We start from the raw sequence: 24757 nt of genomic DNA, 5'->3' as shown, positions 1-24757 counted from the left end.
ATAGTTCCTAATAAGGTTAAATTTATTGTAATACCATACAAAAGGAACAAAAAATATATGTATGTTTGAACTCCAAAAGTCGAGCCAAACCTTTTACAAAAATAGGATATATAGCCTTGCAATCAAATAAACATTATTTACTTTTCTTTTTCTTGCTAGTTGCAAGCCTAGTTTCTTTGCATGCGCAAGAGGACAAAATCATCACTTTACCTATTAAAGCTGAAGCAGATTCTATTATTGCACCACTCTTTCCAATACCAGTTGAAAGAGATAGTATTGAACGAGACTCTATTTTACAAGACAGCCTAAATAAAAAGCCTGCTCTTTTGTTAGATAAGATAACTTACAAAGCAAAGGACTATGTAAAACTTAGCCAAAAAGACCAAAAAATATATTTATATAACGAAGCGGAAATTTATTACCAAGACACAGAACTTAAAGCTGGTGTAATAATAATGGATTATATAAAAAATGAAGTATACGCTGGCCGCTTAAAAGATTCTTTAGGAAACTACACCCAAACTCCATTTTTTAAACAAGGGACTAATGAAGTGGTTCCGGACTCTATTCGGTTTAATTTTGACACTCAAAAAGCACTAATTTGGAATTCTAGAACAGAACAACAAGCCGCTGCTGGTTCATTAGGCAGTGATGCCATGAAAGTTTATGCTAACATTACAAAAAAAGAAAACGATTCGGTTTATTTTCTAAGCGAAGGAAAACTAACCACTTCTGCAGATACCATAAATCCTGATTACTATATTCGCATAAGAAAAGCCAAATTTGTACCAAAGAAAAAAGTAATAGCAGGTTTTAGTAATTTATATATTGCTGATGTTCCTACCCCTATTGCGCTGCCTTTTGCCTACTTTCCATTAACAGTAGGACGATCCGCAGGTATTATGATGCCTACTTTTGGTAGCGACCCAAACACTGGTTATTTTTTACAAGATTTAGGGTATTATGTTCCAATAGGAGAAGTAGCAGACATTACTTTTAACGGTAGTTTTTACACCAATGGAAGTTATGGTATAAGAACCCAATCTGTTTACGCTAAAAGGTACAAATACCGTGGTAATGTAAATATTAGGTATGAAAACCAAGTAACTAGTCAAAAAGGGTTTGATGATTACAGAGTAAATCGGAATTATAACATCCAAATTTCACATTCTCAAGACACAAAATCTAGCCCAAATTCTAGGTTTTCTGCCTCTGTAAACCTCGGTAGTAGTCGTTATTATAGAGAATCTTTACAACAACAAAACTTACCAAATACACAAAATAATAACTTATCGTCCTCTATATCCTATTCTAAAACTTTCCCAGCATACCCTTCTGTAAACATGAGTTTATCGGCCACACATAGTCAAAACACAAACACAGATGTTATTAATATGACATTGCCAACCTTACAAGCAAGTATGGAACGTATATTCCCTTTTGCAAAAAGAGATGGTATAAAAAAAGGGATTATTCAAAATATAAACTTTCAGTACAACCTTAACGCAAGAAATACAATTGTTACAGATGATGAAGGTTTTTTTAAAAGTGAAATGTTTGACAATGCTAAGGTTGGAGCACAACATTCTATCCCAATTAGCACAAACTTTAAAGTTGCAAAATTTTTTAGTGTAAGTCTTGGCGGTAGATATGAAGATGTTTGGGCTCTTAAAACATTAGATAAGAGTTACGATTTTGAAAATGAAGTGGTAGTAACAGACACTATTAGTGGTTTTGACCGCTTTAACAAATACAGTTTAAGTGCCAGTATAGGAACCACGCTTTATGGAACTTTTAATTTTGGAGAAGATAAAAAAATACAAGCTATACGCCATGTTATGCGACCATCTTTAAGTTATGGCTACGCCCCTTCTTTTGAGCAATTTTATGATGAATATATTGGCCCAGATGGTGCAGTACAGTTTACAAGATTTGAAAATTCTCAATTTGGTCGTCCTAGCTTAGGGCAATCTAATAACTTAAGTTTTTCTTTAGCAAATACCTTAGAAGCAAAAGTAACCGATAAAGATTCTACTGCAACCGAAGCTAAGAAAGTACCAATTCTAAGTAATTTTAATATATCAACAGGATATAATTTTGAATCAGATTCCTTAAGATTAAACCCTCTAAGTGTTAATGGAGGAACTAATATACTAGACAACAAAATGTCTATTAACTTTTCTGCAGGTCTTGACCCTTATGCTATTGATAACACCGGAAAACGTTTTAACACCTTTAATATAGATAATGGCGGTAGCTTATTACGTTTAACAAGGGCTAATGTAAATGTATCTTACTCTATTGATAGTAAAACATTTGGAAAGAAAGAAGATGAAGAGGAAGAAGATGAACCAGACCCTTTTGATTATGTAGCATCTAGTGGTGGTAGAACAGATGACCTTTTTGGAAAAGGGGATGATTTTAATGATGATAGATACCGTGAAGATGAGGATGACAAAAGAGATGGCGATGATGTTGACAACCCTATTTTTGGAACAAAAATACCATGGAACTTTCGTTTGGCTTACTCTGCCAATTACGCCAATACAGCAAGACAAAATGAATTTAGCAGTCATTCGTTAATGTTCTCTGGAGATATAGAATTATCCCCAAGATGGAAAGTTGGAGGGTCTTCTGGTTACGATTTTAAAAATAATGGATTTACACTTACACAATTACGATTCGAAAGAGATTTAAAAAGTTTTACTTTACGTTTTAACTGGACTCCATTTGGCCAGTATAAGAGATGGTATTTCTTTATTGGTATAAAAAGTTCTATTCTTAAAGACCTTAAATGGGAAAACAGAAGTCAACGAGTTAGGTAATTACTTAATAACATTTATTATGAAAAAAATAATAACAACTACTAAAGCCCCTGCCCCTATAGGACCATATAACCAAGCAATATTAAGCGGAAACACCTTATATATATCTGGGCAGATACCAATAAATGCTTCTACAGGAAAACTAGTAGAGGGTAATATAAAAGAAGAAACTAAGCAATCTATGGAAAACTTAAAAGCAATTCTGGAAGAAGCAGATATGACTTTTGAGCACGTAGTAAAGTCTTCAATTTTTCTTAGTGATATGAATCAATTTACAGATGTAAATGAAGTATATGGCACTTATTTTAATCCAGAAACAGCACCAGCTAGAGAAACCGTAGAGGTTGCTAACTTACCTAAATTTGTAAACGTAGAAATATCTATGATTGCTGTAAAATAAACTACTTTATAAAGTTTGTCTGTGAAACTCTACCAAACCATCAATAGGTTTTTGACGTATAACACCTACAATTAAATCGTTTCTTTCTAAAACAGTTTTTAATTCTTCTCTTAAAAAGTATGCAACACTACCAACAAAGTTAATTGGTACTTTTGTAGCTAACTCAAATTGCATTATATAGTTATTTATAAATTGCTGAAAGCCTTTATCTATAACTCCTTTACAATATGGATGTTCTTTATTCTCAATTAAAAAACGAGCAAATTTTGCTAAATAAGTATTTGGGTTAGGCTGTTTGTATAAATTATCCTTAATAACATCGGCCTCTAAATCGTATTCTTTACTAAACTTAATTCCTAAATCTGCTGGCATTTTATGAAAATAATAATCTCTTATTAATTTTCTTCCGAAAAAGTTTCCGCTACCATCATCCATAGGAATATACCCAAGCGATGTAACTTTTTGAAACAATTGATGCCCATCAAAATAACTACAATTAGAACCCGTACCCAGAATACAAACTATTCCTTGATCTCCAATTTTTGTTGTAGCATAAATAGCTGCATAGGTATCTTCTTTAACATCAGCTTTTGCATTAGGAAAATAATCTGCAAAAATTTCTTTTAAAAATTTACGCATACGATCTGTACCACACCCTGCTCCATAAAAGAATAGATGAGTTACAACTTCTTTGTTTTTTGAAAGTTCAAAGTTATTTGCTAACCTATCCTCTATAACATCTCTTGTTAAAACTTCCGGACTTAATCCTAAGGTTTGGGTAAAAAAAAGTTTTTCTCCTTTTTCATCTAAAGCTATCCAATCCGATTTTGTAGCTCCACTATCAACAATTAATATCATATTACGAACTTTTAAAACAATCCTAAAAACAAGATATAAACCTTGTTTTTAGGAAAAAATTGTACAAATAATTTATATGCTTATAAACTAGCTACGTGTTGTGCTAAATCTACTAATTTATTAGAATAACCAGCTTCATTATCATACCAAGAAATAATTTTAAAGAAAGTTGAGCTTAACTCAATTCCTGCTCCTGCATCAAAAACACTAGTTTGCGCTTCTCCTACAAAATCTTGAGAAACTACATCTTCTTCAGTATATCCTAAAACACCATTTAAAGCACCTTCAGAAGCAGCCTTAAATACTTTTTTAATTTCTTCGTAAGAAGTTTCTTTTTTAACTCTTACCGTTAAATCTACTACAGAAACATCTGGCGTAGGAACTCTAAAAGCCATACCTGTTAATTTTCCATTTAATTCTGGAATAACTTTACCTACTGCTTTTGCTGCACCTGTAGATGAAGGAATAATGTTTGCCATTGCAGACCTACCTAATCTATAGTTTTTTCTAGAAGGAGAATCTACAACATATTGCGTAGAAGTACTTGCGTGAATAGTAGTCATTAACGCTTCTTCTATACCAAAATTATCATTTAACACTTTAGCTACTGGAGCTAAACAGTTGGTTGTACATGATGCGTTAGACACAATTAAATCTGACGCCTTAGCTTCTGTATGGTTAACTCCCATTACAAACATTGGAGCATCTGCAGAAGGTGCAGAAATAACTACTTTTTTAGCACCACCATCAATATGTAATTGTGCTTTTTCTAAAGTTGTAAAAATACCTGTACACTCAGCAACAACTTCTGCACCAGCGGCATCCCATCCAATACTTTTTGGATCTCTCTCTGCTGTAATTTTTACAGTTTTTCCATTTACAACTAAGTTACCATCTTTTACTTCAACAGTACCATCAAACTTTCCGTGAACAGAATCATACTTTAACAAGTATGCTAAGTGTTCTACATCTAATAAATCGTTTATAGCAACTACATCTACATCTCCTCTTTTTACAGTGGTTCTGAAAACTAATCTACCTATTCTACCGAATCCGTTAATTCCTATTTTTAAATTTGACATGTTTCTACTTTATATTAATTAATTTATGTTGTCATTATATCTGATACTCTAATAAGCTCTTTATCAATTTTAGTATGGCCTTTAATTGCCATTTCTAATGGAGTAAGTATTAGTTGATTGTCTTGAATACCAACCATTAAACTAGTTTTCCCTTCTAACAAAGCCTCTACTGCCTTTACCCCCATTCTACTAGCCAATACTCTATCATAGCAAGAAGGAGAGCCCCCTCTTTGCATGTGTCCTAATACAGAAACACGTACATCATATATTGGTAAATGCTTTTCTACATATTCCTTAAGTTCAAAAACATTTTTACCTGTTTTATCCCCTTCTGCAACTATTACAATACTTGAAGATTTCCCAGACTCTTTACTTCGTTTTAAAGATTCTACTAAACGTTCTAAACCTAAATCTTCTTCTGGAATTAAAATTTCTTCAGCACCTGCACCAACCCCTGCATTTAATGCGATATGACCAACATCTCTTCCCATTACTTCTACAAAGAATAATCGGTTATGAGAACTTGCTGTATCTCTAATTTTATCAATAACCTCTACCACAGTATTTAAAGCGGTATCAAAACCTAACGTAAATGTGGTTCCAAAAATATCATTATCAATAGTACCAGGAATTCCTATTACTGGAAAATCATATTCTTGGTTAAAAACCATAGCTCCTGTAAAACTACCATCACCACCTATAACAACAAAAGCATCAATTCCTTCTGCTTTTAATTGTTTATGTGCTGCACTTCTTCCTTCTTTAGTTCTAAAATCCATGCATCTAGCACTTTTAAGAACTGTACCTCCCTTATTAATAATATTATTTACACTACGAGCATCCATAGGTTTAAAGTCTCCTTCAATCATACCTTGATATCCTCTGTATATTCCTACGCAATTAATTTTATGGTAAGCGCAAGTACGAACAACTGATCGTATTGCTGCGTTCATCCCTGGAGAATCTCCACCAGATGTAAGAACGCCTATTTTTTGAATTTTCGTGCTCATTCTAAACTTATATATACACGAAATTAACAAACTTAATTTAATAAATTAAGGCTTGTAAGCATTAATTTTCAAGAGGATACGGGCTATAACGTTTTCGTATTGAAAATAATTTCTATTCTTAAAAAATATAACTAAAAACGGAAGTTAAATTAACGCAATATTGGATTTTCGGGCGTCTTTTTATAGAATCTTATTAGACTATCATTACCCATAATTGAAGTTGGAGGCACTTCTTTTTCTTCTTTAATATTATCTTTACCTAGAATTTTTCTAATAAGTTCTTTAAAATTGTTAAAGTCTACCTCATAAGATAAACCCACTCCTTGCGTATAGCCTTGGCGATCTGCTAAAAATTCTTGAATTTCATTCTCTCTATTAAAAAACTTAGCACTTAAAGTTCCTTCTTCATTAAGTAATAATTGTATTTCTACATCACCCGCAACTACTGTTTCACTAGAACCACCTACAGGAACTCCAAACTTACCATTAATTAGCACTCGGTCACTAATTTTCGTGGATACTGTTAAGCCTATTCTATCATCTGTTTCTATATCTGCGCTTTTGTCTATAATACCTTGCTCATAGGATAAACCAAGATTAAACTTATCACTATCACCACTTAGAACCTGATTTAATAATCCAGATGCCGATTGTAATAAATTCCCAGTAACTGCTTGTTGGTTAATTCCAGATTGATCATTAACAAAAGAACCTTGCGCTAATAAAAACAAGGCATTTTTTTCTTCTACGGTTGGATCTTGAAGTCTATACTCCAATTCAGATTGAATAATAGAATTTGTACTTGGGAACTCTATTTCAAAATCTATTTTAGGGCTTTCTAATTCTTCAGATAATTTTATAACTACATCTGTAGGTATTCTTCTAGTTGCTGTACCTGCATTATCTAATAAAGGTGCAGGGTTGGCCGTTAAAGAATAAACAGCTTCCATATTTAATTGCGCAGCTAAAGGGTCTCTCTCCCAATTAATTGTTCCTCCTGGTTTTACAATAAATGTTTTGTCTATTATACCCCCAAACTTATAATGGTATTGTCCTGTAACAACAACAAAGTCTCCAAACATTTCAAACTTACCTCTTGTATTAATTTGCATTAATATAGTACCTGCTCCTGTACCTTTTAAAGAACTTTTAGTTTTTTGATCGGTTACAATTTCTACTTCTGCATCTGGAGTTATATCTAAATCAAATTTTAGTTCTAATCCTTGATAATCCTTTAACACCCTTTCATCTGTTGCGTCTCCTGTTTTATTTTTACTAACAAAATTTATAAATGAATAATCTCCTAAGCTAGCAACATCACTTAAAGGAATTTTCAACGAAGTACCTTCCGCTGTAGAACCCAAAACATCAATATTTAATGCTGTAGTTGGCCCATAAATTCGTCCTGTTCCATTTAAATACCCTGTCCCATAAAAGAGCTGATCTTCATCAAATTCTGTATCTAAAATTAAAAAACGATTATTGTTTGTATCCACATCTAAATCTAAAACCCAATTATCAAAATATCTATGTGATATAGTACCGTCTATTGTTGCTTGGGTTTCGGCTTTTATATCGGTTAAATTTATATTTTCAAAATTAAAGGTTTGCTCATACAAACGTACTTTAGAATTTGGTGCAAAGGAATAATCTACATTTAAATAAGAAATACTTATACCAGCATCATCTAAAGACAGTAAGCCATTAATTTCTGGATTATTTGCAGGACCAGTAATACGTGCACTACCATTTAAATTTCCACGTATATTCCCTATAACCCCTTCTCCTAAGGGACTAAAGGGTTGTAATTTAAAATTACCAAAATTAACTAAAAGGTTTGCCTCTGGCATTTTTCCTGTATTTAGGACATTACCAACCACACCTAATTTTTCTATACCATTTTCTGTAAGTTGAGAATTGACTGAAAAATCTGTTAAATCTCTATTGCCAACAATACCTATAGACAGGTCTCCCAGTGGGATTTTATTGATACTAAAATCTGAAATAGTTAAATTAGAAGATGGCAAGTAAATATCATCCTTTTGTAGGATATTTAATATACCATTTACCTGTCCGTTTAATTTAAGACTATCAATAGCTGGTGTTATTTTATCTAAGGAAACTATTTTAAATTGCAATTCTAAGTCTTTGTAAGTTGAATCTGCTAATTGCCCTTTTAAACGTATTTGTTCTTCTTTACTGTTATTCATTACAATTTCTTGAATTGTAATACTATCTAATGTTCTATTAAGAATTACTTTATTTTTAGCATCACCAGCTTTGTTCAAAACCCAAGTATTTCCCTTAAAACTAATGTCTGAAGTTTTTAAACCTATTACAGATTTATTTTCTTTATTAAAAGTATGGTAGAAATTTAAATTATACGTATCGTTGTACTCACTCCCTCCTTTAAATTCTGTTCTAAAGAATAAAGTGTCTTTTAATGTGGTGTTTATTAAATTAAAATCTTTAACATCATAATATGGAGTAGACAAATCGCCAACTGAAACATAGGTATTATATAAAGGGTTTTTATTATCAATTTTTAATTCTATACCATCTGCTTCATTACCAAAGGCCACTATACTTGGTGATTTGAAATTTAATTTTAAATCGCCATCATCTGCATTTATTCTTCCTCTAATAAAAGTATTAGGATCAAACTTTACTTCTGGAAAAAACACATCGACAATCTTGTTATATATTTTAAAGTTAAATGTTAATTTTTGCCCCTTAGAAACCTTAAAAGGCTTATAATTGGTATAAATACTACCCAATGAATTTTGCACTACCCTCCCTAACTCTTTTACTCTAAAATTACCTTTTAAATACCCCGTAATTATATCTGGGGAATTTATAGCAATAGTACGGATGGTATCATTCTCAAAACTGGAAGATATTTTAAAGTCTTCAAAATAATAGGTGTCATTTTTATTTTGAAAATTTGTTTTAGAAAACTTTATATCACCAACTAAATTATCTAAAGTATTTCCCGTAATATCCATATTTACATTTCCTTTAAAAATAGAAATGCTATCGTTAATAAAATTTAGTTTTTTTAGATTAGCATACCCCACAGATGCAATAAAGTTGAAATTATTACGCCCCTCTTCAAAATCTGCTAGCCCTTTAAAGTTAAATTTTAAGTTTTCATCATTGCTAACCAAAGAACCATCAAAAAGTTGCTCTTTTAAAAGCCCTGATACCTTTATATCTTTATACGTATACTTATTAAATTCTATGGAGTAAAGATCCCCTATTACTTCTGTATTTAAATGTTCTTTTACAAACCCTTTCCCCTCTATATTAAAATCCAAATTAGCCTTCCCAACAGTTTCATTTTCTATAAAACCACCTAAATCAAAATCTATTAAAGAAACAAAACCTTTGTAAGTTGCATTATCAATATTATTAATATCTGTTAGCACTACATCTGCATAAGAGCTTCCTATGTTAGTATTTAAATTTATTTTTGCCTCTATTGCAGATTTTTCTACGGTGGTGTTTCCTCTAATAGTAAACTGACCCAATTTTTGGAATGAAGTTGGCAATGTTTTTCCTAAAACATTAGGCATTAAAGCTCTCATTTCATAGTAGCTAGAGGTAATATTTTTAATCTTTGCGACCATTTTAAAAGGGTCTTTTCTTGAAAAAAGATTCTTAAAATTAAAATTACCCCTAATTCCTGTATTATTAGTAGCTAAAAAAAGTTCTTCCGTATTTAAATCGTTTAAAACACCATTAACTGTAGTAGAAAACGTAGCAACTTTACCAGCCCCAAATTCATTGTAAAGTTTATTTATTTCATCTAAAGAAAGCTTAGAATCTATAAAGTCTGCCTCTACTTTTACTTTGTTTAAAAAGTCTGCAAAATCTTCCCGTTCATAATTAAAAACTAATTCCCCTACTAAATTAGAAGCTTCTGTTTTTAAGTTTAAAGAGTCAAAACGCATTTGTTGTTTTGTGTACTTAAAGTCTGTCTCGAGCTTATACACGTCTATCCCTCTACCACTATGCAAAGAAAGATCATGTATTGCCGTACCAACATTAGGCCCTTCAATGCTAAAATCTGACGAAGCAATATTTATTTTTTTAAAATCTAAAAGCTTCTCTTTCTCAAAATTTTCATTAATTAATTTAAAGTCGCTATTTAAAATTTCTACTTCCGATGCAGATAAATAAAATGGCGGAGTGTTGGGATCTTTTTCTTTAGTATCTAGTTTTTTCACAAATACATCTAGATTAGTATCTGTTTGGTCTTTATACGTTTTTAATTTAAAATTAAGGCTATCAATTTTTACAGTACCAAATTCAAACTTCCCGTTTACAAGGTTTTGCACACTTAAAATAGAAGTATTTAAATCTGCAACATAAAAAAGAGTATCTCTTTTATAATCTTCTACATACACTCCTTTTAGTGAGGCTTTCCAAGATATTAAAGAAATTCCTAAACGATCAATATTTATATTAGTTCCATATTTTTTGTTGATAGTTTTTGTTGCATACTCTGCAAAGCGAGTTTGTACAGACGGTAAAGCCAAGATAATGGTACCCAAAACACATGTAACTAAAAGCACAATTAGTATTCGTAACAGTATTTTTCTTAGTTTTTTGATAGTTCTTTATGTTTTACCTTTGTCTTTTCAATTTTTATTCCAAACCCTGTGCAAACTAAAACTATTTACATTCTTGCCATAGAATCTTCTTGTGACGATACTTCTGCTGCTGTTTTATGCAACGATGAAGTATTAAGTAATGTCGTGGCAACCCAAAAAATTCATAAAGAATACGGGGGTGTTGTTCCAGAACTTGCATCTCGCGCACACCAACAAAATATTGTTCCAGTAGTACACCAAGCTTTAGCTAAAGCAAATATCGATAAAAAACAGTTATCCGCCATAGCTTTTACACGCGGACCAGGATTAATGGGCTCTTTATTGGTTGGCACTTCTTTTGCTAAGTCGCTAGCATTAGGTTTAAACATTCCTTTAATTGAAGTTAACCATATGCAAGCCCATTTACTTGCTCATTTTATTGCTGACAAAGACAACACAAAACCAACATTCCCTTTTATTGGATTAACTATTAGTGGTGGGCATACTCAAATTGTATTAGTCAAAGATTACTTTAAAATGGAAGTATTAGGGCAAACACTTGATGATGCTGTTGGTGAAGCTTTTGATAAAAGTGCAAAAATACTAGGTCTACCCTACCCTGGAGGCCCTTTAATTGACAAATATGCTTCGGATGGAAATGCAAAAAAATATGAATTCCCTATTCCAAAAGTAGGCGAATTAGATTTTAGTTTTAGCGGATTAAAAACTAATATTTTATATTTTATACAAAAAGAAGTCAAAAAAGACTCCGAATTTATAACTGATAACTTAGAAGATATCTGTGCTTCTATTCAATATACAATCGTGAAAATATTACTATTAAAACTTAAAAACGCGATTAAGCAAACCGGAATTAAGCAAATTGCTATTGGTGGTGGCGTTTCTGCAAATTCTGGTATACGAAAAGCACTTAAAGACAAGGAAAAAACAAATCAATGGCAAACATACATTCCTAAATTTGAGTATTGCACAGACAATGCTGCGATGATTGGCATTGTTGGCTATCTTAAATACCAAGAAGAGTTGTTTTCTAAACAAGATATTACAGCAAATGCTAGGTATCGTATTTAAAATAAAAAAAATGTCTTTCCAAAAAGAATTAGAAAATAGAATAGATACCGCATTTTCTATTTTTCCAAAAAACATTACAGAAAACTTTTCAAAAAAAAGGATGTTTGGCGGTATTGCCTATTTATTTCATGGAAAAATGACTGTGGGTATTATCAAAGGCAATTTAATGGTTAGGATCCTCTCAGACAAAATAGACCATTACTTAAAACTAGAATACGTTAAACCAATGGATTTCACGAACAAACCAATGAAAGAATTTGTTTATGTTTCTGAAGATGGTTTTACAACAGAAGAAGAATTGCAAAATTGGATAGAATTAGGTTTGGAACATGCCCAATACAAACTTAAAAGTTCATAAATTAGTTTAAAATGTAATAATGCAATTATTTTACAATCCAAATATTGACCGCAGCACAGAAAACTTCACCTTTAGCGAAGAAGAGAGTAAACATATTATAAGAGTTCTTAGAAAAAAAGAGGGGAATATACTTACTATAACTAATGGAAAAGGTCTTTTAGTAACCTCAAAAATTACTATAGCTAACCCCAAAAAATGTACTGCTGTAATACTAACCTCTATAGAAAAAGAACCTAGTACCTCATGGATACATTTAGCTGTAGCACCAACCAAAAACAATGACCGTTTTGAGTGGTTTCTAGAAAAAGCCACAGAGATTGGAATAAATGAGATTACCCCTATTCTATGCGAAAACTCTGAAAGAAAAATTATAAAGCAAGAAAGGATGGAAAAAGTGATACAGTCCGCTATGAAACAATCCTTACAAACTTTTCTACCAAAATTTAATCCAATAATTAGTTATAAAGATTTCTTAAAAAAAGAACACAAGGGTCAATTATTTATTGCACATTGTGAAGAAACCGAAAAAATAGATTTATCAAAAAAGGCTGTTCCGAATAAAAACACAACGGTACTTATTGGACCCGAAGGAGATTTTTCTAGTACCGAAATTAAAACTGCTTTTGAAAATAAATTTTCACCAGTTTCGCTAGGAGAAAACAGACTTAGAACAGAGACTGCAGCAATTGTTGCTTGCACTACTCTATCTATCCTTAATCATGGTTAAAATATTATTTTGCCAAGTAAAAATAATGAGATTTAGATTAATTTCTCCCTAATATTTTTTTAAACATCTTAATTATTACATTTGAGACATCTAATTGTAAGAGACTTATGAAACAACTTACTGTAACGCTATTAATTTTAACTTTTATTTTTTCTACTATTTCTTTTGCTCAAGAAATAGCTATTTTAAAATATAATGGCGGCGGAGATTGGTATAGTAACCCCACAGCCTTACCAAATTTAATTAGTTATTGCAACATCAACTTAAACACAACAATTAAAGACAAACCGCAAGTAGTAGAAGCAGGAAACTCTTCTATATTTCAATATCCATTTATTCATATGACAGGGCATGGAAATGTTTTTTTCTCTCCAAGTGATGCGCAAAATTTACATGATTACTTATTATCTGGTGGTTTTTTACACATTGATGACAATTATGGTATGGAACCTTATTTACGAAAAGAATTAGTGAAAATTTTCCCAGATAAAGAGCTAGAAGAGATTGGAAAAAATCATGAAATATTTAAAGATAAATTTGTTTTTAAAGAAGGGTTACCCAAAATACACGAACACAACAGTAAAAGACCACAAGCATTTGGTTTTTTCCACGAAGCAAGACTTGTATTACTATTTACCTATGAATCAGACTTAGGGGATGGTTGGGAAGACCCATCCGTACACAATGACCCAAAAGAAATAAGGGAAAAGGCATTAAAAATGGGAGCTAACATTATTAATTACGCATTTAAACATTAGTAATATGACATCTAAAACAATAGCCAACGGAATTTTAAGAGCACTAGGCATTAGTATAGGTTTAATACTTCTTGTGTATTTTTTATATAAAATACAATCTGTAATAGCCTATTTAGCCTTTGCTGCAGTAATTGCCCTTATAGGAAGGCCTATAGTTCTCTTTTTAAGACGTAAACTTAAATTCCCTAACACACTAGCAGTAGTACTTTCTATGCTCTTAATGGTAGGAATTTTAGTAGGAATAGTTGCTTTATTTGTCCCACTACTCTCGGAGCAAGGGAAAAATTTATCTTTACTAGACATTGATAAACTTCAAGAGAATGTTAATATTCTTTATAAAGAAATAACAAACTATTTAGGTTTTTCAACCTCTGAAGTAAATGAAGCATTAGAAGATGCTGAAATTGAAAAAAACATTTTAGATGGTTTAAACATTGGTTTTATTCCAGATTTTTTAAACTCTTTTTTAAATATCCTAAGTTCTTTAAGTATTGGTTTATTTTCCGTTTTATTTATATCCTTTTTCTTTTTAAAAGATAGCAAACTTTTCCAAAATGGATTATTAATGTTTGTACCAAACAACAATGAAAAACGAACAGTAAATTCTATAGAAAAAATAAACAATTTATTATCCAGGTACTTTCTTGGCTTATTATTACAAATATTTATTTTGTTTGTTATTTATACCATTGTACTATTGATTGTTGGAATAGAAAATGCGATAGTAATAGCTTTTCTTTGTTCTCTTTTTAACATAATACCATACGTAGGCCCATTAATTGGAGGAGTACTAATGATAGGCTTAACAATGACCAGTAATTTGGGTGCCGATTTTAGTGAGGTAATACTACCAAAATCTGGCTATGTTTTAATAGGTTTAGCTATTGGTCAATTAGTTGATAACTTCTTTTCCCAACCATTTATTTTCTCTAACAGTGTAAAGTCTCATCCGCTAGAAATCTTCTTAGTAATCATTATTGCAGGGCTTCTTTTTGGCGTAGTAGGAATGATTGTAGCAGTACCCGGATATACTGCAATAAAGGTTATTTTAAAAGAATTTTTGTCTGAGAACAAACTCGTAAAGTCATTAACTCAAAATTTATAGCAAAACTTTGAATAAAGACACATTAAAAACTGGAGTTCAGGAATTTATAACTAAAAATATTAATACTGACACCATGTCAGTTCTATTAAAAAAGACACCTTTTACTACCGTTTCTTCTAAAGAGCTTGTAGAACAGATTGAAGCCAAGAAAAAATGCCAAAAAAAACTCCCAAAGTGGTATAATACTCCTAATATATATTACCCAAATAAGCTAAACATTGAACAAACCTCATCCCAAAAAACAGCACAGTACAAAGCCTCTCTTTTAGACAAAAATTCAGTACTAGATATAACTGGAGGTTTTGGCGTGGATAGTTATTATTTTAGTGAGAAAATGAAGGAGGTTTCTCATTGCGAAATCAATGAAAAACTAGCCCAAATTGCTGCGCATAATTTCAATGAATTAGGCGCAAAAAACATTAAAACTTTCCCTTTTGATGGAATAAAATATTTACAAAAAAGCAACCAATTTTATGATTGGATATATATAGACCCTTCTCGAAGAAATGATGCAAAAGGGAAAGTATTTTTACTTTCAGACTGCCTTCCTAATGTTCCTAAAAACATAGAACTTCTTTTTAGTAAAACCAATAATATTGCCATAAAAACATCTCCTCTTTTAGATTTTTCTGTTGGAATATCAGAATTAAAATATGTAAAAGAAATACATGTGGTTGCATTAGAAAATGAGGTAAAAGAGCTTATTTGGATTCTTGAAAAAAATTACTCAGATACTATAAAGGTGCAAACTGTAAATATTGGAAAAAAACATTCAGATTATTTTACTTTTACCCTTAATGAAGAAAAAGACGTATCTACTAATTACGAACTACCTCAGCAATATCTATTTGAGCCCAATTCTGCTATTTTAAAATCTGGTGCTTTTAAAACTTTAGGGGCAAAGCTTAATTTAAATAAACTACATGTAAACTCTCATTTATATACTAGTAAACATATGGAACCTACTTTTCCAGGGCGTATTTTTAAAATTGAAAATTCTATTATTTACAATAAGAAAAACATAAAAGACTTAAAAATTTCTAAAGCCAATATAACTACTAGAAATTTTCCAGAGAAAGTTGCCAATCTTCGTAAAAAGCATAAGATATCTGATGGTGGAACAATTTATTTATTTTTTACTACAGATATAAATAACAACTTAACAGTGCTAATTTGTAGTAAAAACAATTAAAGAGCATTTTACTCGATAATCGAGTTTTAAATACGCCGGTTTGCCACGAGATAAAATTAGTTTCCTAATAAATACCTCGTTAGCTTGCCCTAAGGTAGTTTACTTATCTATACAAAGTAAAATGCCCAACAAATTGTATTTTACTCTTATCATTGGCATTTACTACATACCAATAATCTCCTGTAGGAACTGGAGAACCTTCGTAATTTCCGTCCCACTGTGTTACATTATTTAGTATTGCTACAACACGGCCATATCTATCATAAATCTTAACTTCTATGTTAGGGAAAAATTCTCTATTATTAGGAGACCAAAAATCATTTAAGCCATCACCATCTGGAGTAAACGCATTTGGTATATCTAACATTCCTGTAAACTCAAAAGGTACGGTTACTATTGCAGAGCAACCATTACTATCTACTACCCTAACTTCTACCACAGCACTTTCATTAGTAGTGTACACAGTTTCACTACCATAAGATTCTCCTTGGAAGAAAAACTCATAACCTCCATAACCCCCTTCTGCACTAGCTGTTAACTCATTAGGACCAGTCTTTATAGCCGTAAGTGTTAAAGGGTCATAAGCATCTATAGTAAACTCTACCATATTGGTACAGCCATTTTCATGATAAATATAAACCGTATGGTTCCCTGGTGCTAAATTTCCAAAAACATAATCCGTACCTGCTAAAGCTGTTACAGGATCCGTTGGGTCTACTGGATCTAATGCAAATAATAAATCTGGTATTAAACTTCTTTCTTGCATTTCTATAGTTGTAGTACTATTTGGGAATATACCTTCACAACCATATTCAACAATTGGTTCTGCAGTTAAATCTACACCAATTGTAATGGATATAACTTCTGTAGCTTCACAATCGTTAGCATCTCTAATATACAATGCATAAGAAGCTCCGCCTTCTAAATTTTCAATTATTTGTCCATCATAAGGTGCAAAAACTCCAGTACCTGTTTCATCTACCGGGCTTATTTTTTCTAAATTATATTCATAATATGGTGTTGGGTGCACTAAAACATCATTAAACTGCGTACCTCCTATAATATCAAAAGACAATGTACCATCATTAGCGCCAATACATAACTCAGGTGTTGTAACTATATTGGTAACTTCTAATACATTTGGCTCTTGAACTGTAATAATATCTTTCTCAAAACAACCATTATCATCTTTAATAAGAATTTCATAATCCCCAGCAGCTAACTCATCAAAAACATAAGCATTAGGAGTTACTGGATCACTAAAAAATTCATCGAAATTAGGGCCAATTGCAAATTGCAATAACCCTACTCCACCTGATTGCACTTCTATTCTAATTTCGCCATCTTCCTCTCCAAAACAACTTACAGAAACCGGGTCTGCAGTAAATACTATTGGAGCTGGTCTAACAATTTCAAAAGGACCATCTATAGCCTCACAAGTTAAACCACTTGTAACTCCAACCCAATAATCTGTACCTTCAGGAAGCCCTTCAAAAGTACCATCCGTTTGCGGGCCTCTATATATAGTTGCTGTGCCAAGATTAAAACCATCTGTAGGCTCTCCAATATATAATGTAAACATATTATTACCTACACCTCCGTTTGCAAAAGATTCTATCCTACCATCTAATTCAGATGCACAAGAAATTGGATCCACTGGAGAATTTGGCAAAAGAGTAAGCACAGATGCATCTGTCATAGTTATACCATTAGACCTAACAGCACTACAAGTATTTAGTGCATTCTTTTTTCTAACATCAAATTGATACGATATACCTGCATTACCTGTCACAGTAACCGATGAGCCAACCATATCGGTATACACCCCTACAGCTGTTCCATCTTCTATTTGTAAATACTCATAGACAAAACTAGCATCATAATTTTCTATATCTAATCGCATTTCCCCTGCTCCTCCACAGCCAGGTACCCGTGTTTGTACTAATCTTGGTTCTACTGGTGGTGGTGGATCCACATAATAAGGAACCGTTATAAACAAACAGTTAAAACTAGAGGAAACCTCTATAGCATACCAACCAGCACTAATATAACCGCCACTTGTACCAATAAATGTAGGTGAATTTTGTAATCCACTTGTAGATACAATATTGGTATTATCATTACTACCTAAAAATAATAGCCTATAGTTATACCCTGCTCCAGGGAAACCTCCAGACGCTCCAGCAGTTGCTGAAGTTGCATCACCACTTGTTGGGTCATAAGCTTCTAAGACCGCATTATTTCCTGCAGGACATTGTAGCGCTTGTGGCTCTCTAATACCTGCATCTATCTGAGGTACCGCAGCTAAAGTAATATCAAAATCATTTACACAACCTTCTACATCTCTTATTTCTACCCTATAATCACCGCTAGCTAAGTTTTCAAACTCATTTGTATTAGAATACGCTGCAATTTCGTTAGGATAAGTTGTCCCACCATCCGTACTTTGTAGCAATCTATATTCATAAGCAGAGGTATCCCATCCTCCACTACCAATAGCTTCTATTTTACCTGTATCATCACTACAACTAGTATTTCCTATTTCGTTTGCTGTTACTTGTAAATCTCCATTTGGTGTACGTATGGTTGCTATATTACTATCGCCATCGCAAAAAGGCATTGCAGTAGAAGTAACCTCAACAAAGTAGTTTCCACCAACTAAACCTGAAATTGTTTCTGGATTATTAGCCGTATCCAAACCAGTACCACTTGCTATTACAGTTGTTTTTCCTGGATCATCCCCTCTAAACACTTCATAATCATAAAGACCTATATAATCCGTTACGGTTATAGATAACTCCCCATCATTACCAGGAGTAAAACAACTTATAGGTTTAGCCTCCGCAAGAACAACTGTAGGGCTTATTGGCTCTGCTACTGTATGTACTGGCATTGGATAAAAACAACCGCCATTATTATCTTCAACTTCAAAAATATAGTCGCCTGCCGCTGGTAAAAACACATCTACATAATCATTTCCAGAACTATTAGTTACAGGAGCAACTGCTACGACAGAAGTTGTCCTAACAGTAAAATCTACGGGCCCTGCAGGGTTAGATACTACTTGTATTCTTACTCTTTCTGGATTTGCGCAATTTAATAAATCTCTCTCTATGACAGAAGGAACCACATCTGTTGGTGGGTTAATCGTAATTGTTTGCGAAGTTGCTTGGCAACCGTTACCATCTATAGCATAAATTGTAAAAGTTTGCGGACTACCATTATCTACTACTTCAAAACTAGGAGAAGATTGGTAGTTAGAAAAACCGGTAATACTATATCTATATCCACTACCAATTGTACCAGGATCTATAATTGTAGCTGTTATTATCGCAGAACTAAATCTATTTCCTCCGGATTCACAAACAAAATTTGTTGGAGGTGTATTTATAGTAATAGAAAAATCATCTGGATTGTCAATTACATGCTCCAAAGATGTTATAGAACAACCTCTTGCAGTTACTATTTCTGCTTGATATCTTCCTGCTGATAAATTCCCAAAAGACCCCGTATTATTCCTGTCTTCTTCACTTGCTGTATCTAAATTTGTTAAAATATATTCTATAGGTAAATCTTCTGATGTAAAAGGGAATGCCGCATCATCTGGACCAACTAAAATTTCTATAGTACCATCATTTGCATCATGACAAGTTATATCTGTATGCGTATCTGATGTTATGGCTGGCAATGCTGCTCTATTAAGATTAATATCTGTTACTGTAAACTCACAGAACCCTGTACCGTCATTTACAATTCTATCTGTAACTACAACTTGGTAATTTCCAGGTAAAAGACCTGTAAATACTCTATTATTTATTTGTTGTGGAGCAGAATATGGATTGCCTAAATAATCTATACCAGAAATATCATAACTAAAGTCCCCACTACCACCATTAGTTTGTATTGTTATTACACCATCTGCAGCATTACAAGTAGATTCTGTACTAAAATCTCCAGTAGCTGCTAAAAAATCATAAACTGTAGCTGTGCCTTGCCCTGTACAACCATTAGCATCAATTATATCTACAACATAATCCCCTGGACTACTAACATTATAAGTATACTCCCAAAAACCACCAACAATTGTTGGCAGTCTCTCTACACCTCCTAATGTATACCTTGGAGTATCTATACTACTTGGCATACGTACTAGTATATCAAAAGAAGTAGAAGCTGGATTACATTGATTTTGTACCACAAATGTAGGTGTTGGTAAATTTGGTTCTAATAATATTACTGTAGCAATATCAAAAGACGTACAGCCACCGGCATCTTTTACATATATATCATAATTACCAGCAACTGCGGTAAAAGTAGTTGTCGAAGAGTAATCTCCTGCTAAAGGTTCTGGGTTACCCTGATTAGTAAAAGCATAAGTATATGGACCACCATTACCGCCCCTACCTTGCACTGTAATTTGCCCTAGAGCATTACAATTTGCCGGTTCTTGGGTTAAAATATCTATAGAAGGTAAGTTCTGATCTATTATTACTCCAGCTGCATCGGTACAATTATCAGATAAATTAGTAACTATAACTTGATAATCCCCAGGTAATTCTGGATATGTATCGTTAAAAGGAATAGCTAAAGGAGTAACAGGAGTATGTAATGGAATAGTAGTATTGTCGTCATTATTTAATAACTCTATTAATAAATCATCCCCCAAAGTAAATCCAGTAATACTATATGTTATTTCTCCATTCCTATTTACGTCACACGCTCCAGGAGTAGAACCAGCAGTTATTTCCAATAAGGACCCACCGTCTACAGGTGGTATTTCTTGCTCATAAATACAATTCGTACCAGTGTCTCTTACTTGTACTGTATATGCAACACCATACGTAATACCATCTGTAGCATTATCAAAAGTATGGTCATTTGTAGCAGGAGTATCACTTAAAGTATAAAAAGTAGGTTGGTGTTCTAGTTTTATTAAATAAGAACCTGTACCACCACTAACACTTACTGAGTATGTAAAACTAGTATCATCACAATCTGCTGGAATTGGTGGTGGTATAGGAGTTATTACCACCTCATTACTTGTAATAGTAACTGTATCAATATCTGTACAACCATTTGCATCAATAGTAATTACAGTATAATCTCCTGGAACTAAATCTACATCGAAAATGTCTAATGAATTTGCAGCAAGTCTTGTAACATTATCTTGCCTTGCTACTTCTGTTCCTGTATTATCTTCTACTATAAAACTGAAATTTTCTTGACCATCTGTTACCCCAGAAATTCGTATACCACCGCTTAATACACTAGCCGCACAAGTTGCTGGTATTTCTGTTACTGTAGCATCTGGTGTTGGCGTGGTATCTAAAATTATATCTACAGTTTGATTTACTATACAACCTCTTGCATCTCTAACCGTAAACGGATAGGTTCCTACTGCCAAATTAGAATATACAGTCTGAGCTGTAAAAGGACTACCATTAAAACTAATTACATATGGTGGTACACCACTAGTTGCATCTGGAGTAATAGTTACTGCCCCATTTGCTGTTTGCCCACAGGTAACATCTCTTGTATCTATTGCAGCTGCAGCAATAGGATCAGGAGGATTAACAACTAAAGGTGCAGACTCTACAACACAAGCTGCACTTGTCGTATTCGTATCTGTTATTCTAAATCTATAGGTGCCATCTACTCTCGTATCATAATTAAAAGAATTAGATGTAAATGCTATAGGAGACCCCCAAGTAACACCATCATCTGTACTTACTTCATATTGTGAACCTGGAGTATAACCCCCACTTACATTCACTCGTATTCTACCATCACTTGTTCCACAAGGTATTTCTGTAATTAAACTTGTATTTACTCGTAATTGCTCCTCTATTGTTATATTAATGGCAGCAGTACAATTATTACCATCTACAACCTCTATAGTATAATTACCTGGTGTTAAACCTGTAAATGTATTCCCCTGTAATGTTCCTCCATTTACTCTATATTGGTGTGTTCCTGCACCTGCTGACCCAGCTGTAGAATTAACTACTGCCGTTGCTCCTGTACCTGCAACATAACAAAAATCTGAAGCCGCTGTATCTAGTGTTAAGGTTGGAGCATCAATTTCTGTTAATGCAAAATTAAACGTTACTGTGCAGCCTTCTGCATCTTCTACTTCTAACACATAATTTCCTTCTGCAGTAAGGTTATTAAAAGTTCTTCCAGATTTTGGTCCTTGTACAGCCCCGACTGGAGGGGTTAACGTATATCTAAATGCACCCCAACCACCAGTTGCAGTAGCAGTAACTCTTCCTCGGTTTCCGTTTGCACAGCTCATATCCACAACTGCTCCAGTTAAAGATAAAGGAGCTGCTTCTATAATATCAAAAGAAGCTGTATCTGTACATCCTGTATCTACATCAGTTACAGTAATCGTGTATGTTCCTGGTCCAGACAAAGGTAAATCTACCTCATCATCATTTTGAGGGCCACCTGTATATAGACCACCATTTATATCGTATGTATAATTAGCTCCAAAACCATCTATTAAAAATGTCCCAGTACCATCCGTTGCTCCGTTACAAACACGTAAATCTCCTCCAGATTTTACTCTTGCTCTAATAGAACTAGTTAAAAAAGGACTATACCCTTCTGTATAGGTACACCCATTACTATCTCTTATTTGAAAAATATACGATTGTGTCGCATCTAAACTCACAAATGTATCACTAGCTCCATTATCATCTACTATAGGGCTAATAATTGAATAATTTGCGATTGTTGCTCCGCCTGTACCTAAAGTAGGAATTAATTGTAGGTCTACTGTATTAAGCGTACAGTTACTATTTGTAGCAATAAAATCTATATCTGTTGGTGGATCTACATCTAAAATTGTTATTGGCGTACCTTCTAGCCTACAACCACCACCATCTTCAATCATCGGTGTATAGGTTCCTGCTACTAAATTTGTGTAAGATGTAGTTGTTGTAAAGTTTGTGCCATCAATACTAAAAGTATATCCACTTCCTGAACCACCACTAACTGGGCCAAAATCTATTTGTCCACCAATTGTACCTCCAGAACCATCACAAGTTCTATCTGATATTTTTGTTGCAGAACCTGTTATAACCCCTACACTACTTACTGTAACATCATTTACAGTCCTTGTACATTCAAATCCCCCTTGTTGGTAACGTACTTCTAATTGATCATACAAAGTTCCTCCAGGAGTTGCTGTTACAGAAATTTGATCTGCGGTTACCCAAGTAACACCAGCATCTACACTATAGGTTAAATTATATCCGCGAGCATCCGTTACATTAAAATTAATTTTTGCTCCTCCATTGGTACAAGTACCATCTACACCTGTAGCATTTACATCTGGCGGCAATAAAGATTCTACATTAGAAGACGCCGTAATAGTACAACCATTACTATCTGTAATTAAAAAATCATAACTACCAGGAGAAGTTACTGTATATGTTGTTAATCCCGAATAAGAAGGGCTAGATGGCCCTGCACCATTGACAATAAAAGTATATGGTGGCGCACCTCCAGAAGTATTTACTGTTATATCTACACTTGTTATTGTAGCACAACCAAAACTACTATTTACCTCTGTAGAGGCATCTAATGCTACTAAACCGTTACCTATAACTATTGGGTTTCCAGAAGTATCTACCGTTTGTCTTGGAGGATCTATCCCATTTAAAGGATCTCCGGTACATTGTTGTGTTTCTACTTGTACTGTATAGGTTCCAAAACCAACTGCCGAAAATGTATATGGATTATCCGGTATAAATGCAGTAAATTCTTGAGCCACACCACTATCATTTAATAAAGTGTATTTATATGGGCCAGGCACATTATTTGCTGTAACTGTAATACTACCTGTTTCTCCACTACATTGCGCATCTACAAATGTAGCTTCAATCTCCATATCTAACTGATCTATAGTAATAGGTTCATACGGATATTCACAAGTATTTGGTGTATTCTGTAAACGTGCTTTAACAATATATGTTCCTGGTACTAAGTTATTAAATATTGGACCTTGCCATGGGCCAAAACCACTACCACTATCTATACTAAACTCATATGCACTAGATAAATTTGTGATTTGTATTCTACCATCTACCCCACATATATAATCTTGTTTTACATGAGTTTGGGTAATATTACTTTTCTTAACTTTTATAAAGTATTGTTGCCCATCTGCAATAACCCTATACTCTGCTCCTGTTGTAGAAGAAATTGAGCTAGCATCTAATGTATAGGTTTGGTTTGTTGACACACCGTTATAACAAGAAACTGTTGTATTTGGACAGTCTTCATTTACATCTGGAGCACAAGTTAACTCTTGCCACTGAACAGAAGTATATGGCCCTCCTGACAAACTTATAATTCTATCATCAAAATCTCCACAAAGATTAAAACGCGCAACTGTAAAACCATTATCAGCACAACCAACTTCTGCATCTGCCCCTTGAACAATTGTCATAAACATAGGAGCAATACTAACTTTAGCATCACTTTTAGCTGTACTATTAAAAGATGTTATGGTATTTTTTGTGTTAACAGACTCCGATTTGGGCGCAGTCTCTTTCTTTGAAAAACTTACTTCTTTAAGTAATTCAAAAACTGTTGTATTTGCTACTGCAGTTGAATATATTGCAGAAACAAAAACCAACAGAACAGCATACAAGGTATACTTGGTTTTTTTTGGTAGCATAGGTTAAGTCGTATTTTAAAAAAACAGTTTATGATTTGGGGAACCTAAATGTTTTTTTAGTGTAAT

The 24757-nt window shown here is 33.1% G+C and carries 13 protein-coding genes; 8 read left to right on the top strand and 5 right to left on the bottom strand.

The window, feature by feature from the left end:
* Positions 1-65: 65 nt before the first annotated feature.
* Positions 66-2825 carry a putative LPS assembly protein LptD gene (locus CLV91_RS15455; protein ID WP_245987198.1) on the top strand — a complete coding sequence of 920 codons (2760 nt, stop codon included), beginning with the start codon at positions 66-68 and terminating at the stop codon, positions 2823-2825.
* 19 nt (positions 2826-2844) lie between these two features.
* A complete protein-coding gene (locus CLV91_RS15450) occupies positions 2845-3225 on the top strand; it encodes a RidA family protein (RefSeq protein WP_121069132.1) in 381 nt (126 codons plus the stop codon).
* Between the two features lie 6 nt (positions 3226-3231).
* Here the strand turns inward: CLV91_RS15450 and CLV91_RS15445 are convergent, their stop codons facing one another.
* From CLV91_RS15445 to CLV91_RS15430, 4 genes are all read right to left on the bottom strand, one after another.
* Positions 3232-4083, bottom strand: coding sequence for an N-acetylglucosamine kinase (locus CLV91_RS15445; protein ID WP_121069131.1), 852 nt, complete (start codon positions 4081-4083; stop codon positions 3232-3234).
* 80 nt (positions 4084-4163) lie between these two features.
* On the bottom strand, positions 4164-5165 hold the full coding sequence (gap, locus tag CLV91_RS15440) for a type I glyceraldehyde-3-phosphate dehydrogenase (RefSeq protein WP_121069130.1): 1002 nt from the start codon (positions 5163-5165) through the stop codon (positions 4164-4166).
* Positions 5166-5188: 23 nt separating this feature from the next.
* The gene (gene pfkA, locus CLV91_RS15435; protein WP_121069129.1) at positions 5189-6175 is read right to left on the bottom strand and encodes a 6-phosphofructokinase; all 987 of its coding nucleotides are present in this window, start codon (positions 6173-6175) and stop codon (positions 5189-5191) included.
* A 149-nt stretch (positions 6176-6324) separates the two neighbouring features.
* Positions 6325-10731, bottom strand: coding sequence for a translocation/assembly module TamB domain-containing protein (locus CLV91_RS15430; protein ID WP_121069128.1), 4407 nt, complete (start codon positions 10729-10731; stop codon positions 6325-6327).
* A gap of 108 nt (positions 10732-10839) precedes the next feature.
* Between CLV91_RS15430 and tsaD the strand changes: the two genes are divergently transcribed.
* From tsaD to CLV91_RS15400, 6 genes are all read left to right on the top strand, one after another.
* Positions 10840-11862: a tRNA (adenosine(37)-N6)-threonylcarbamoyltransferase complex transferase subunit TsaD gene (gene tsaD / locus CLV91_RS15425; protein ID WP_121069127.1), complete on the top strand. Its 1023-nt coding sequence runs from the start codon at positions 10840-10842 to the stop codon at positions 11860-11862.
* A gap of 10 nt (positions 11863-11872) precedes the next feature.
* Positions 11873-12220: a TfoX/Sxy family protein gene (locus CLV91_RS15420; RefSeq protein WP_121069175.1), complete on the top strand. Its 348-nt coding sequence runs from the start codon at positions 11873-11875 to the stop codon at positions 12218-12220.
* A gap of 19 nt (positions 12221-12239) precedes the next feature.
* Positions 12240-12947: a 16S rRNA (uracil(1498)-N(3))-methyltransferase gene (locus CLV91_RS15415; protein WP_121069126.1), complete on the top strand. Its 708-nt coding sequence runs from the start codon at positions 12240-12242 to the stop codon at positions 12945-12947.
* Positions 12948-13054: 107 nt separating this feature from the next.
* On the top strand, positions 13055-13705 hold the full coding sequence (locus CLV91_RS15410; RefSeq protein WP_121069125.1) for a DUF4159 domain-containing protein: 651 nt from the start codon (positions 13055-13057) through the stop codon (positions 13703-13705).
* A 4-nt stretch (positions 13706-13709) separates the two neighbouring features.
* Complete coding sequence (locus CLV91_RS15405) at positions 13710-14810, top strand: AI-2E family transporter (RefSeq protein ID WP_121069124.1); 1101 nt, start codon at positions 13710-13712, stop codon at positions 14808-14810.
* Positions 14811-14817: 7 nt separating this feature from the next.
* Positions 14818-16002 carry a THUMP-like domain-containing protein gene (locus CLV91_RS15400; protein ID WP_121069123.1) on the top strand — a complete coding sequence of 395 codons (1185 nt, stop codon included), beginning with the start codon at positions 14818-14820 and terminating at the stop codon, positions 16000-16002.
* 103 nt (positions 16003-16105) lie between these two features.
* On the opposite strand, the gene CLV91_RS15395 is transcribed toward CLV91_RS15400, so the two are convergent.
* Positions 16106-24691 carry a T9SS type B sorting domain-containing protein gene (locus CLV91_RS15395; protein WP_121069122.1) on the bottom strand — a complete coding sequence of 2862 codons (8586 nt, stop codon included), beginning with the start codon at positions 24689-24691 and terminating at the stop codon, positions 16106-16108.
* Positions 24692-24757: the final 66 nt, after the last annotated feature.

The organism is Maribacter vaceletii (assembly GCF_003634105.1).
In the GTDB taxonomy this organism is placed as follows: domain Bacteria; phylum Bacteroidota; class Bacteroidia; order Flavobacteriales; family Flavobacteriaceae; genus Maribacter_B; species Maribacter_B vaceletii.
This window is presented reverse-complemented; position numbering and strand designations above follow the sequence as displayed.

Coding starts and splice junctions, on each gene's coding strand:
- CLV91_RS15450 (WP_121069132.1), top strand. CDS start 2,845: ATGAAAAAAATAATAACAACTACTAAAGCCCCTGCCCCTATAGGACCA.
- CLV91_RS15445 (WP_121069131.1), bottom strand. CDS start 4,083: ATGATATTAATTGTTGATAGTGGAGCTACAAAATCGGATTGGATAGCT.
- gap (WP_121069130.1), bottom strand. CDS start 5,165: ATGTCAAATTTAAAAATAGGAATTAACGGATTCGGTAGAATAGGTAGA.
- pfkA (WP_121069129.1), bottom strand. CDS start 6,175: ATGAGCACGAAAATTCAAAAAATAGGCGTTCTTACATCTGGTGGAGAT.
- CLV91_RS15420 (WP_121069175.1), top strand. CDS start 11,873: ATGTCTTTCCAAAAAGAATTAGAAAATAGAATAGATACCGCATTTTCT.
- CLV91_RS15415 (WP_121069126.1), top strand. CDS start 12,240: ATGCAATTATTTTACAATCCAAATATTGACCGCAGCACAGAAAACTTC.
- CLV91_RS15410 (WP_121069125.1), top strand. CDS start 13,055: ATGAAACAACTTACTGTAACGCTATTAATTTTAACTTTTATTTTTTCT.
- CLV91_RS15405 (WP_121069124.1), top strand. CDS start 13,710: ATGACATCTAAAACAATAGCCAACGGAATTTTAAGAGCACTAGGCATT.
- CLV91_RS15395 (WP_121069122.1), bottom strand. CDS start 24,691: ATGCTACCAAAAAAAACCAAGTATACCTTGTATGCTGTTCTGTTGGTT.